The sequence below is a fragment of the Prochlorococcus sp. MIT 1303 genome (assembly GCF_001631965.1).
GTDB classification, from domain to species: domain Bacteria; phylum Cyanobacteriota; class Cyanobacteriia; order PCC-6307; family Cyanobiaceae; genus Prochlorococcus; species Prochlorococcus marinus_D.
The window spans coordinates 556,965-570,308 of sequence record NZ_LVHK01000044.1 but is presented as its reverse complement, the minus strand read 5'-3'; the positions used below and the strand labels follow the sequence as shown (position 1 = coordinate 570,308).

General features: G+C 50.1%; 9 protein-coding genes and 1 pseudogene. 2 read left to right on the top strand and 8 right to left on the bottom strand.

Going from position 1 to position 13,344, the window contains the following annotated elements; all coding sequences use genetic code 11:
- Positions 1 to 150 precede the first annotated feature (150 nt).
- From kdsB to PMIT1303_RS11815, 4 genes are all read right to left on the bottom strand, one after another.
- The gene (kdsB, locus tag PMIT1303_RS11830; RefSeq protein ID WP_063398993.1) at positions 151 to 966 is read right to left on the bottom strand and encodes a 3-deoxy-manno-octulosonate cytidylyltransferase; all 816 of its coding nucleotides are present in this window, start codon (positions 964 to 966) and stop codon (positions 151 to 153) included.
- 5 nt (positions 967 to 971) lie between these two features.
- The gene (locus PMIT1303_RS11825) at positions 972 to 1,685 is read right to left on the bottom strand and encodes a glycosyltransferase (RefSeq protein WP_063398847.1); all 714 of its coding nucleotides are present in this window, start codon (positions 1,683 to 1,685) and stop codon (positions 972 to 974) included.
- Positions 1,686 to 2,295: 610 nt separating this feature from the next.
- Positions 2,296 to 3,153 carry a sulfotransferase gene (locus PMIT1303_RS11820; protein WP_063398846.1) on the bottom strand — a complete coding sequence of 286 codons (858 nt, stop codon included), beginning with the start codon at positions 3,151 to 3,153 and terminating at the stop codon, positions 2,296 to 2,298.
- Positions 3,154 to 3,163: 10 nt separating this feature from the next.
- Complete coding sequence (locus PMIT1303_RS11815; protein WP_063398845.1) at positions 3,164 to 5,572, bottom strand: UvrD-helicase domain-containing protein; 2,409 nt, start codon at positions 5,570 to 5,572, stop codon at positions 3,164 to 3,166.
- Between the two features lie 54 nt (positions 5,573 to 5,626).
- On the opposite strand from PMIT1303_RS11815, the gene PMIT1303_RS11810 reads away from it, so the two are divergent.
- Together PMIT1303_RS11810 and PMIT1303_RS11805 are read left to right on the top strand one after the other, a co-directional pair.
- Positions 5,627 to 6,868 carry a hypothetical protein gene (locus PMIT1303_RS11810; RefSeq protein ID WP_063398844.1) on the top strand — a complete coding sequence of 414 codons (1,242 nt, stop codon included), beginning with the start codon at positions 5,627 to 5,629 and terminating at the stop codon, positions 6,866 to 6,868.
- A 35-nt stretch (positions 6,869 to 6,903) separates the two neighbouring features.
- Positions 6,904 to 8,673 carry a hypothetical protein gene (locus tag PMIT1303_RS11805; protein ID WP_063398843.1) on the top strand — a complete coding sequence of 590 codons (1,770 nt, stop codon included), beginning with the start codon at positions 6,904 to 6,906 and terminating at the stop codon, positions 8,671 to 8,673.
- Positions 8,674 to 9,315: 642 nt separating this feature from the next.
- Here PMIT1303_RS11805 and PMIT1303_RS11800 read toward each other — a convergent pair.
- From PMIT1303_RS11800 to PMIT1303_RS11785, 4 genes and pseudogenes are all read right to left on the bottom strand, one after another.
- Positions 9,316 to 10,584 carry a glycosyltransferase family 4 protein gene (locus PMIT1303_RS11800; RefSeq protein WP_063398842.1) on the bottom strand — a complete coding sequence of 423 codons (1,269 nt, stop codon included), beginning with the start codon at positions 10,582 to 10,584 and terminating at the stop codon, positions 9,316 to 9,318.
- Positions 10,584 to 11,555, bottom strand: a complete 972-nt coding sequence (locus PMIT1303_RS11795; protein ID WP_156487022.1) for a hypothetical protein — start codon at positions 11,553 to 11,555, stop codon at positions 10,584 to 10,586. The genes PMIT1303_RS11800 and PMIT1303_RS11795 overlap by 1 nt, the downstream gene beginning before the upstream one ends.
- 86 nt (positions 11,556 to 11,641) lie before the next feature.
- Positions 11,642 to 12,685 carry an ATP-grasp fold amidoligase family protein gene (locus PMIT1303_RS11790; protein ID WP_156487021.1) on the bottom strand — a complete coding sequence of 348 codons (1,044 nt, stop codon included), beginning with the start codon at positions 12,683 to 12,685 and terminating at the stop codon, positions 11,642 to 11,644.
- 11 nt (positions 12,686 to 12,696) lie between these two features.
- Positions 12,697 to 13,325: pseudogene (locus PMIT1303_RS11785) on the bottom strand (hypothetical protein); the annotation flags it as partial.
- Positions 13,326 to 13,344: the final 19 nt, after the last annotated feature.

The following is a 13,344-nucleotide window of genomic DNA, read 5'->3' as shown; positions in this document are numbered from 1 at the left end:
GAAGATATTTTAGAGCAACTAGGACTGTGGCAATCGCCTAGCTACCACGCAGTCAAAAATCAATGGCCGAATGTCAATATTGAATCAATATTGTTAACATCTGCAACTTGGTGCAGAAACCAATAAATGTCATTCACCTTGGCTTCACGATCAAGATTTCAAGGCACATTTCCTAGCTTCTTCCAACTGCTCAACCGTATCCACCGAAAGGGATGTCCCCTCAACTGCAAAGGTGGAAATCGTATGACCAGCTTCAATCAATCGCAATTGCTCTAGACGTTCAAGAGCTTCCAAAGGCGAAGGCGGCATACCTGACCAGCAGGCCAACACATCTCCTCGAAAGCCATACATCCCCACATGCCCCCAGTAGGTGGCATGGCGATGCCAATCCAAAGGATCCACATCGCGCACATGCGGAATCGCCGAGCGAGAAAAATAAAGCGCTCGGCCGTCAATAGCCAATAAGGTCTTAACCACATTGGGGTTATGGATAGTCTCGGGCTTGAGTCGGTAAACAGGAGTTATCACAGCTGGAACAATCTCTCTCTGCTCGAACTCCATCGCCATTGTCGTCACCACCGCAGGGTCCAAGAACGGCTGATCCCCTTGCACATTGATCACTGCAGTCATAGCCAAACGCTGTTGCTGCTGCTGCTGATCCCAACCTTCAGCTTGCTCATCCCAGGCCATGGCAACCAAATGATCGGCAACCGAAGCAATTCTTTCGCTACCTGAACTGCATGAAGCCGAAGTCATCAACACCGGGAAACCCCAGTCTTCCGCCATCTCTTTCAATCGATCACTATCCGTGCAAAGGACAACCGCCGTTGGCCCAAGAGCCTGACTACAGCGCTCAAGAACACGCTGCAGCATTGGCATCCCGCCGATATCTGCCAGAACCTTATTGGGTAATCGCGATGATTCAAGCCTTGCAGGCACGGCCACGACACTGCGTTGAACTCCCATCGGCATTAATCCCAAAGCTTCATCGCATCATCACGAGCACTAAACCATTCAGCCGCTAAGGCACCACCCATCGTGCGCTGTTCGCGGAACCATGGTCCACCCAAAGTCCAATGCAGTAACTGGGGTCGTGACTGCCCAACTGAAAGCTCAGGATCCTCCTGAACAGCAACCAAGTGGTTCCAAAGCCCACCCTCAATGGCTCCAATCTCATGATCACCAGCAAGCCAGTGAAAACGATGCAAATCAAGCCCCGTGGCCGTACTCACATAATCGACGGTTAGAGCGGTGCAACGACTGCAATTCAGCATCATTAGCGAGCTCCAGTTCTTTTTCGGGTAGGGGCTCTGAACCTCACCCAAGAATTTCTTCGTTTCTCCTGGCTCATGCTCATGCTTAACGCACATCACGGCCATCTGTTCATCGCGCTGGGCCCATAGCTCCGTGATATCACCACGGCAGAGCATGTCGCAGTCCATAAAAATCGCCCAGCCTTGATAACCCATGAGCTTCGGCACAAGAAACCTCGTGAAGGAAAATGCCGTGCTTTGCTTCGGATCGCGCTCCCGCCGGAACAAGCCCTGGCCTTCCAGCTGAGGAGTGACCAAAGGGGTTATTGCCAGCGGCATCGAGCTGTGCTGGTAAAGACTATCGATCAAAACATTGGTCGCAGCTCTTTCACGCGGGTCGTAACCGATATAAATCGGTATCGGCGTGGTCATGACTGAAATATTTCGCTCATGAAAATGAGCGTAGACCTTTCTCATCTCACCAACTCAATGGTGCAGAAACCCAAGCCGAATCAGGCGCAACAAAATTCAACGTCGTAGGGCTATGACTTGAGCATAATGACAAAAACAATGAAGCCCAAACAGCGAGCAGAAGGAAGCGCATCTAAAAGTCATATCTTCCATTCGAGAATGGCAACGCTCCTGGCATGGCACTTACGATGCAATGAAACGCATCGCTCTGAAAACAAGAAAAAAAGGGGAGCCGATTAATATCATTTTCTCAAAGTCCTGGTTCAAGCACTCTCACTACCTGACACCAATACCTCATGACCATATTGTCCTATTCGGCTTCGACAATCGCACTCATACGATCATTCCAGACATCAACCAAGGCAAAAACTACTCTCCAAGGTCAGGGGATTTTTCCTCGATATCGACACAGGTAAAAAATCGAGAAGTACAATGTCGACTTGGGCCCATACAGACAAATCTACCCATTTAAACCTGAACTCAAGAACGGAAGAATTTATCGCCATCATTAACACAAAACCAACAGCTGATTTTACTCAAATCTTCACATCAATCCACTCTAATTATTCAACTAATGAGCTTTTAAATACACAAGTCTCTGATTTAATTGCCTCACCCATGGCAACAGCAAGGCCACCTGAACCAAGCTCGACGAGTGACCCATCCAAGCACCGTCGTAACGGATCGATACCCCACGATTGGCATCAAAACGCATCCGGTTGCCCGCAAGGATGTGACTCGTGGAATGTTGAGCGGGCTGGAGCATTTGCTCATCGAAAGGGATTTCCAGCCAGGCACAGAGCCGCCGAAGACTCGTCTCAGGGTCAAGCGCGAACTGCTCGTAACCGAGCCGAAACACCTGGCGACCGCTGGCCTGCAGCAATCGGACCTGACGAGCATGCACCCGACACCAGCGCAGCAGCGGCTTCAGGCCAGGCAGCCAATGCTTCTTGTGACGACCATCCCGGGAGCGGGAATGGACCCAGCTACGTACATCTCGGGTGAGATAAAGGATACGAATTTCAAGGGCCGGATCATCAACAAACGGCAACACCATGTCGTCCTGATAGGACTCCACCATCCACTCAATTGCATCCCCCTGCTGCTTGACATGATGGTCAACTTCAGCAAGCAGCTGCTGCAACTTTTCAACAAGGGGAAAATGGTCGTGTGCAGGTAACCATTCGAGCAAAGGCCCCAAAACCGGACAGCTCGACGCGGTTCTGCCACAAGTACACAAACGCTGATGGCGCAATTCAGCCCTAAGACGAGCAGGACCACGTTGCTCCTCACCTGGTGAAGGAGTCCGCAAAATGCGTAGAGCCTCTTCCAGTCCGATCATGCGTGGGTGGCTCCCCAACGCCAAATCGAGAATGGTGGTGCCGCTATGGCCCAGGCCACGGATCAGGAGCAGTTTTTTACATGCCATGACCTCAGGCCTACTCCAAAGGCTCAATCGGAGCCAAACGTGGATCAAGAATCTTTGGCCCCATACCAGCAAACTTGACAGCAATCGACACTTTTTCGCCACTGCCGAAGGTATGGGTAATCTCCCCTTCGCCAAAACTGGAATGCACGACCCGGTCGCCCACGACCCATGCCTTGCCTGGAGCAGGCCCAGCCTGCCGCCGCCGCACTGCATTGCTAGGGGCTCCGCTCACACCACCGGCTTTGATCCTTTGATTGTCAGCGCGATCAACCCGCGTCAAACGGTCAAGCCGTCGCTCACGCCGTAATGCCACACCACCAATTTGAGGGAGATCACCCTGCACCAAATCCTCGGGCAACTCAGCAAGAAATAGTGAGGGAACAGCAGGCTGTCGCATACCACCCCAAAGTCTTCGCTCACTGGCATGAGACAAAAACAAACGTTCTTTGGCACGCGTCATCCCCACATAGCAAAGGCGTCGTTCTTCCTCCAAAGAGGATTGATCATCAAGGGAGCGATAGCTAGGGAAAAGCCCCTGCTCCATACCAACCAGAAAGACCAAGGAAAACTCCAGTCCCTTACTGCTATGCAAGGTCATTAACGTCACCCGATCAGCAGCCGTATCCTTGCTATCAGCATCGCTGGCCAACGCAGCGGAGGCTAAAAAGCCCTCAAGATTGCCCTCTTCATTTTCTTCCTGGTATTGCAAAGCAGCATTCACAAGTTCTTGCAAATTGCGTCGCCTCTCCTCTGCCTCATCGGTAGCTTCAGCGATCAGCTCACTGATATAGCCACTCTTCTCCATCACCTGCTGAATCATCTCCGAAGGAATCTGATCTTGAATCGAGCGTTGCAAGTCATTGATCAATTCACAGAACTGCAACAACCCCTTCGCCGATCTGCCTCCTAGTGAGCGCACTGCTTCGGCATCACTCACCACATCCCACAAAGGAATCCCAAGTTGATTGGCAGCATCAGCAAGTCTCTGCAAGGTGGTCTTGCCAATGCCTCGCTTGGGCACATTGATGACTCTGAGCAGGCTCACCGTATCGGCGGGGTTGACCAATAAGCGTAAATAGGCCAAAACATCCTTGATTTCACGCCTGTCATAAAAACGTAATCCGCCCACGACAATGTAAGGAATACGCCAACGCACCAACGACTCCTCAATCGCCCTTGACTGGGCATTGGTGCGGTACAACACTGCCACATCTCCCCAGCGAAATTCTGGATGAGCAGCTTCCAGCATGCGCATTCGATGCACTACAGCTTCAGCTTCTGCGATCTCATCGTCACAGCGAGTAAGGGTGATCAACTCCCCCTCACCACGGGTAGCCCGCAATACCTTGTCAATCCGCTCTGTATTGTTAGCGATCAAGGAATTAGCTGCCTCCAGAATTGTTGAGGTAGAGCGATAATTCTCCTCCAACTTCACCATGGTGCGAGTGGCATCGTCTGATGCTTTGTCGCCAAAGTCGTCCTGAAAGCCCATTAAGATCGTGAAGTCAGCCGCACGGAAGCTGTAGATGCTTTGATCTGCATCGCCGACCACAAAAACTGAACGGCCCTGCCAATCCTCAAAGGTTTCAGGTTCACGACCATCGGTAACCAACAACTTGATCAACTCGTACTGAGTGCGATTGGTGTCTTGGTATTCATCAACCAACACATGTCGAAAACGATTGTGCCAATAACGTCGTATCTGCTCGTTCTGCTGAAGTAACTGGACGGGCAACAACAGCAGGTCGTCAAAATCAAGAGCGTTGTTCGCCGCTAATGCCTTGCGATAACGCCGATACGTCTCAACCGTGAGCTTGCCTCGCTGACCATCGACCTGTGCTGCCAATTGATCAGGAAACCAGCCTTGATTTTTGGCGTTACTAATCGCCCAGCGCACCTTCTTAGGCTCAAAGCGCTTGGGATCGAGCTGTAGCTCCTGAGTCACAATCTCCTTAACCAAACTCTGGGCATCGGCCTCGTCGTAAATCGAGAACTGCTTCGTCCAGGTGAGTCCCTCCTTGTCTTTGAACTTGTCTATGTCGTAACGCAACATTCGCGCGAACAGGGCATGGAAGGTGCCGATCCACAGCTCCTTGGTCACCTCGCGGTAGATGCGGGTGCGCAGCTGACGCTGCTCCACAGGCGGCAGGGTGCTCCAGGGCTGCCCAAACTGACTCTGCGCCAGACGCTGAGCCAGCAACAGCTCAAGACGCTCCTTCATCTCCCGGGCCGCCTTGTTGGTGAAAGTCACCGCAAGGATCTGAGACGGATCGGCTCCGTGTTCGCCGATGAGATGGGCGATGCGATGGGTCAGAGCTCGCGTTTTGCCGCTGCCCGCACCGGCCACCAACAACAACGGGCCCTCGTGATGATCCACCGCCCTTCGCTGAGCGTCATTGAGGCCAGCCAGGAAACTCATCAAACATCCGATTTGGGCTCACCTTAAATTCGGTATTACCAAAACAGGGAAGGAATGCACCGCAACCGCCTGATCCGGTTCGCACATAAAACAAGGCCGCTTGATGCTCTTTTCGCCGCCAGTCTTTTTCTCGGACTTGAACGAAGTCACCACGCATGGACGCTGGGCCTGCTGACCGCCTGGATCGGCCTTCGATGCTGCATACAAATATTTCATGATCGGAATCAACGGAATTGGCGACAACAGAACCTCTCTCAGATTGTGATCTCGAGCCTTGTTTTTTTTCAGGCAAGAACAATCATCCGGCTTGACGACCATCCAGGTGCTTCCTTTTACATCTTGATCGTCGCCGCTCTTAGTGTCGGAGCGACTTATCTCATTGACGACTGGACACGCCTTCTGCGCTGGATCAGCTGCTCGGCCTTATTTATCAATACAAAATTGATCTGGATTGCTTCTTCGGGATACCCCGCTGGAAGTAGCGACAATTGGCTTACCGCAGTCAATAATCAAATTTTCGAACTAGGATTTGGAAGAGTGAATGCATTGGCATCAGTTATTGCACTCACCACAATTCTCTGTTTTTACGGTTTAAGGAGAGATCATCAGCCAATCGCAAAGGTAATTCATACCCTTGGGTGCATCAGCGGTTATGCACTTTGCCTACAGACAGGCTCACGCATGGCAGCTGGAGTGCCCCTAATCGCAGCCATGGCAGCATTCGCCATTTGCATCAAGGATTACATTCCAAATCGCTCAGCTCGACGCATACAAACATGGATTACTTTAGCCACGACTGGGTTGATCGCCGCCGCTATTTGGGCCACTGCAATTCAGCCTGATATAGGAGCAGGAATGGGCAGCGAAAAACTCAGACTGAGCTTCTGGCAATGCTGGCTTCAAAATTCTATTTTTGCAGGGAATGGAAAGATCGTCCATGGCATTGGATACAACCTGGAAAACATGGTTAATGCCTGCAACAATCAATCTGCAGACAGCGGCCTAATCCAATTAATCGGACAACATGGTCTATTGGGAGTGCTTGCCATAGGGCTATTACTAACTCTATTGATCCGCAGTCTTTTGAGTCAACGAACGGAGGACATGAAGTCAATCACACACCCATGCCGACTGCACTGCTCCTGGTCCGAGGCAGGGATAGGAAGCCTGTTGACAGTCTTACTCTGCAATTTGACAACACCCGCTTATCTAGGAAGCTTTGTAGGAGCCGCACTGACCGGCCTTGCACTTTCAATGAGCCTGGTCCGAACCGATTCCGAAACAACTGTTAAATAGAAATGTCAAAGTCAAAACATCCATTAATTGTCTGGATGGCAAGCTTTTTTGCTGCCCTGCTGACCCTTGCATTTGTCGCTCACCAATGGGTCGAAGCAAATCGCGACCTCTGGCCCAATCCACGATCAGAGGAAGGGCTAGCCATAACCTTGACTTACAACATAGCCAGTCATGGTTTTTTCTTATTGGCTCTGGCAGCAATACTGGCCTGGCTGCTGAATCAAACACGTCAGAAAGCATCCAGAGATCCGCATTCGTCGCGAGGCAAACCACTCAAGCGGCACAGAGCATGGAAAGCAGTATCTCAGCACCCATTTGCCACGGTGATTTTCACCGCTTGCGCCATTTTCATGGTGAGCGAAGCAAGCTGGTTTTACAAAGAAATCATCGGATGGTTTGACGATATCCAGGCAGGCTACCTGCTTGATAATTTCTCGTTACGAATGAATCTATTTCGAGAAACCATGTCTCGAAACGATTTTCGATTTTACCCCTTGGCCTTCCAAGACCTACAAATCCTCAGTTGGTTAACACCATATCCAAAGATCTGGATGATTTTTAATGTGGCACAAATGATCGCCACAGTAATGCTTGGTGCCAAAATTGCTGGCCTCACCGCGAAGCATAAACAAGGGCGCGAAGCAATCGCGATGTTTGCAATTTTATTTATATTCATAGCCCCAAGTGCCTACAGTTATTTTCAATTTATTTACAGCGAGCGCATTGTGACTCTTTTATTTGCTGGCCACCTTTATGCATACATAAATTATAAATTTACAAAGCAAGCTCTATCACGAAATGCCGCGATCGCCTGCGCCTTAATTGGAATTTTCTTCAAAGACACCGCAATACTTTTATTTCTTTCACCTGCAGCAGTAACGCTTGCGCTGGGCAACATAGGCCTAGTCACAAACATGCCTAAGCCCAGCGAAACTTCATTTAAAGGTTGGATTTCAGCGTACAAAGCAGAACTAGCAATTATGAGCCTGGCTCTATTCTTTATAATATGCTTTGCATACTTAAGCTACCTGCCTAGCTTATATGTAGGCGGAGATCGCTACGACGCCGAACTGAAATTTTTACGTTTTGAGCCAGATTTACGCCTCTTCATTCTTTCCATCTATACAGCGATTAGGTCTTTTCAAATTCTCAAGAAAAAGGAGACTCCAAATCCAGTCGACGGCGCAAATTTTGGAGCACTTGCATATGTATTCGCTCTTTATTACTTTGTTGGATACCGCTCCAGCAACTATATGGCACTGCCAATGCATTTTGTTGCTGTCATCGACATCCTCATTGCATGGCAATCCTGCATCAAGCCATGGTTAGAGAAAAGCATTGGTCCTAACAAAACAGGTTTTGCAGGAACATTTTTAAGTGTTGCAATTATATACGGTGAGCATATGTTTCCAAACACTTTTTATCACCGCATCAAAGATATGACCATGACACAGCGCTCATGGGCAGCCACATACAAAAAATCTGATGAAATCTTGCGCGCAGCACGCGAAACAGGCCAACCAGTGAACGTTATTTTCTCCAAATCATGGTTCCGGCGATTCAGTCACTTAAAACAATTGAAATATGATCGACTTATTTACCTCAACGAAGATACAAAAGAATATTTAATCGTTGACGGAGTTGGCAAGGGTGGCTTCTATGAACCACAAATAGGTGATTTTTTCTTAGACCTTGATACTGGTCGCCACCGGATAAAAGAATTTGGCATTAATATTGACGGCTTTGTGCCCATTTACGAATACGCAGAAAATCTCAAGAACGGCAGAATTTATACAAAGCGCTAAAAGGTTGATTTAAATCACTTACTTCATGTCCAATCATAGATTGGCTTTAAAAAGTGCACTTAGCATCAACATCTTATTCATAAAAAATTTACTCGTACCTTGATCTTTTGTATTTTTGCATGCAATACCTACAGCAAATAGAATCGACAGACTTTCTTCGTTATAATTTCCCCACTTATATCCCAGCATGCAACGATCCAGACATAGCCAAAAAGCCAAAGCCAACAAAACTGAGCAATTCGACTCGAAAGGCGACAACAACCATTACTTGTCTCCTGAAAAGCAAAAATAATGCTTTGATGATTGACAGTACGCTACATCCTCATATGCTCAAACCAGAAAAGAAAGCATTGCTAACTAGACCAAAAAATACTAGTCAACAAAGCCTTGCATCGCAATTTCACAATGAAACGAAGGCGTTTTAATTGCCTTCAATACTTGAAAAAACTTGGTGCGTTAAAACCCATTCGCAAACTTTGTTGCGCCAAGGGGCAATAAAAACAACTTCAAATCCAAAAAATGGCAATGCAATATCACTTCAAACAAAAGCAAAATGGGAAAACTTCGGGGCTTTTCTTAATTGACTCAATGCAAAAAAACTAAAGCAGCTAAAGCGCAGATTCGAAGCATTCAGCAACGTTACTAACCTGGCTTTTCCAAACACAGTATGTCACTCCAGATAGGATCGAGAGCATCCCATGAATAGGCGTCCATAAACTCAGCAGCCGCGTCACCTAACCGACGGCGCAACTCTGGATTCTCCGCCATGGCTTGCATGGCCTCTGCCAATAAAGTCACTTTCTCGGTAGGAACAACCCAACCGCTTTTGCCATGTACCACCACCTCCAAAGGACCAGGTGATGCATCGCTGACGATCACCGCAAGACCACTTCCCATCGCTTCAAGAAGTGAGTTGGGCATCCCCTCAAAACGAGAAGACAGCACGAAGACTGCATCTCGGTGATACAGAACTTGAGGATTTCGCTGAAACCCCATGAATCGCACTTGACCTCTTGGCAGTAGCGAAGAAGCCAGTGTCTCAAGCGAGGCGCGCTCTGGACCATCTCCAGCAATCAGCAATGGCCACATCTCTCGAAGTGGTTCTGGCAGTTGGGCATAGGCCTGAATCAAAAGATCAATGCCTTTCTGAGGCACCAGGCGGCAAACTGCCAAAAAACAAGGGCCCAACGCTGGCCCATCCGAATGATTGCCCGTATGAGAATCCACAACCAAAGGATTCGGCAACAAGCGCATGTCATCAGCCATCGATGGATGGCAGTGCTGAAGCCCCTCAAGCACCCCAATCGTATTGGCTGTAATGACATCCGCTCTCTGCCACAACCAAGACCGAAGCCTGAGCCATGGGAGCGACTGCTTCTGCAGACGCGGATCATTGCGTTCCGATACCACAAGATGACCGGGCAATGCCCACATAGCCTGGCAGCAGAGCAAGTTAGTGCGAGTGAGCAAAGACAGCACGCGGGCAGGCTTTCCCGCGTACAGGAGATCTCTCAACAATGTCGCCTGAACGCCCGAGGCGCTGGACACCAACCACTGCACGAGCAACGGCGCCTGGCCTGGAACCAACCTCTTCAGCACTTTCCATCCGATCACGAGGCTGATCCAAGCCAGAGATCGACGACCCCAGGTGCATGAGAACCGCCAGATGCGCGCTATGGGAGCGCGATTGCTGCTGGTTTCTGCAACTGCAGGCCCAAGATCGACCCAACGCAAGCCCTCCGGAACAGCATGCGTCAAGGGTTTATCAGGCAACAGAGTGACAAGCGTCACCTGGCGTCCTTGCACCAGAAAATGCTCCGCTGCCATCAACGCCACTTTCTGGGCTCCACCTGGCCCCAGATGGGGCAAGACGATCACAAGATCGCTACCAGCAGGCAAGGCCGCCGTCATCAGTTCATTGATGCGTGGCACTGCTGAAGACGCTTTGCCAAGAGTGCATTCAATTCCTTAAAAGAAGAATGATTCAGCAACTGGGATGTGCGCCGAATGCCCATGTCACGCGTGACAACATCCGTACTACGCAGTTGCTGCAAAGACTGTTGCAAGTTCACCATTAAACCGAGGTGATTTTCCTGAGTTTTAGAGAAGCTATCCCCGGACTGGCTAAGACAATCACGACGCACAGCCTCCTCAACGACACGGAGCTCCGTTTGCGTCCGTTCCATGGCATCAGGAACATTGGAAACAGGGATTAAGGCGCCAATTGCCAAACAACGCGACAGATTGCTTGACATGCGCAGACAAGCATCGGCATTGAGCTGCGGATAGCGCAACTTAGAAGCCACCTCCATCACCTCAGACCAGACCCAGGCGAGAGCCTGATCATTTCCCACTAACACAGCAAGATGATAAAAGCAGGTACACAGGGAAATCAAAAGTTTGGCCTGATTGCGCCGATTCGATGCCGTGCATCCATACACAGCGTCATCAGCAGCGAGCTGGTTGACAAGAGGATGAATAGACAGAAGTAATGATGATGCTTTCGCTGTATCACTCAGCTTGATCACCAAATAGCTCTGAGCAATCAGCGAATAGCAACGATGGCTCGGCAACAAGTCGTGCAGTGTGGACAAACCCTCCAAAGCCAAAAGCCGATCCTGGGCATCTTGCGGACGCGATCCCGTTCGAAATAGCAGACGCTCAACGGCGCGATAATCGCCATCTTGCAAGCGAGGAACCAACAAAGAAAATGCCTGATCGAGTTGTCCCGCTCGGAAGGCCAGCGTGCACTGCATGGATTGCACATCAGCATCCCCAGGGCTACGACGGGCAGCTAGATGGGCCACGACTGCTGCTCGCCGATAAAAATGCAACTTGAGACTGGCTTCAAACAGTCGATAAAAACCAGATCGAGGACACAACCAGCCTGAGCTCAGGCGACAGGCCCAAAAGCGTGCTTCATATCTCAAGCGCTGAGTACGCCTTTTGAGGCCATGAACATGAATGATTACAGCTTGATCTCCTTGCCGATGGCTAGATCGAAAGCAAAGGGATCAACAGACTCACTTCCACTTCCAGGGAAAAAGGTGAATTCTCCAAACATCACACGAGACACCATCACTCCAGACATCACCTGCTTCACACTGTAAAGATCCACACGCAAATAAGGAAAGTCGCGAGAGAAAGCTGAAGCCATCTCCAGCATCTCATAAAAAGTGTCAGGTCGCTGAGGTATGACCTCAGGCTGAGGATAAACCCATTGCACAGGCTGAAGCTGCCATGAAGGATGAAGTATTGCGATCGTTCGTTCACCAGAGCGCAATCCCTGATTGACCTGAATCATCAAACAGTGCCCACGACTCATGTGAAACTTATAATCAACCAGCTCCTCCCCATCCGCAGGTTCAATCAGTTCCTCAATCAGAAGACGCCGCGGAACTGGCCAGTACGCCCATTCATGCTTGTAGACACCATAGGGGTATTGAAGCCATGCCCTTGATTGCAGGCGCAACGCGTCAAGATCGAAGGCTTGACTCTGATCGACAAAGAGATTCGCGCCCGATCGATGGGTGGCCTTAATCAGAAAGCGTTGAGGAAGTTCATGCCAACGGATCTCTGAAACATCTTTCGTCACGGCCAAAGTGCGCGCAACATCGAGACGGAACCCATGCTGATGAGCCCACTCCAGCGCCAATTCTTTGGCAAAAATCTTATCAACAGCCCGAACAAAAATCCTTGGAGATCGCCTAATCTTGAGAACTGTGATCTTGTGGTGAAAGGTGCATGGATGAGGCAGATTCAGCTCATACCCAGTTCGTTCTCGAAACGCTCGGTGTAACTCTGGGTAGCCACAAAGACGCTCTTTGATCTGAAAGCAACGTCCGCGAATTTCATAGACGAGTGGTGTTTCCCAAAGCCAAAGTCGGAATCGATTGAGGCGCTTCAGTGGCATAAGCCACTGTTCCCTCCAGGTCGTGATGTCATTCGCAGGCATCGGCACGCTGGCTAAGACGCTTGTCGAACAGATCTCGGCAAGGGTCTCATTTTGCACTGCTGGCCCAGGCCAGCAAGGGGCCAGAACAACAGCAGCATGGGAGCCGGCGGAACCTCCACATCCACATCCACATCCACATCCACATCCACAAGGTGATTCCAACCACCCTCGATGGCTCCTATCTCATGGTCGCCCTCCAGCCAATGAAAGCGATGCAGCTCTAAGCCTGTGGCCGTATTCAAGTAATCCACAGTGAGTTTGTTGCAACGACCACAGTTCAGCAGCATCAACGAACTCCAGTTCTTTTTCGGATAAGCGCTCTGCACCTCCCAGAAGAACTTCACGGTCTCCCCCGAAATGTTCATGCTGCACACACATTGCGCCATAGCGGTCATCCCGCTGATCCCAAAGTGCCTTGATGTCGGCACGGCACAACATGACGCAATCCATAAACAGCGCCCAGCCCTGATAGCCCATCAAGCGGAGAACGAGAAGCCGGGTGCAGGAGAAGGCTGTGCTCTGCTTCGGGTCGCGCTCGCATCGGTAGAGGCCCTTGAGCTTCCATTTGAGGCGTCACCAGCGGCGTGATCGCGAGGGGAGCCGAACTGTGCTGATAGAGGCTGTCAATCAGCACAGTTGTTGCAGCCCTATCCCTCGGGTCATAGCCGATGAAAATCGGGATTGGAGCCGTCAACATCCGCCTGCATCACGTGATG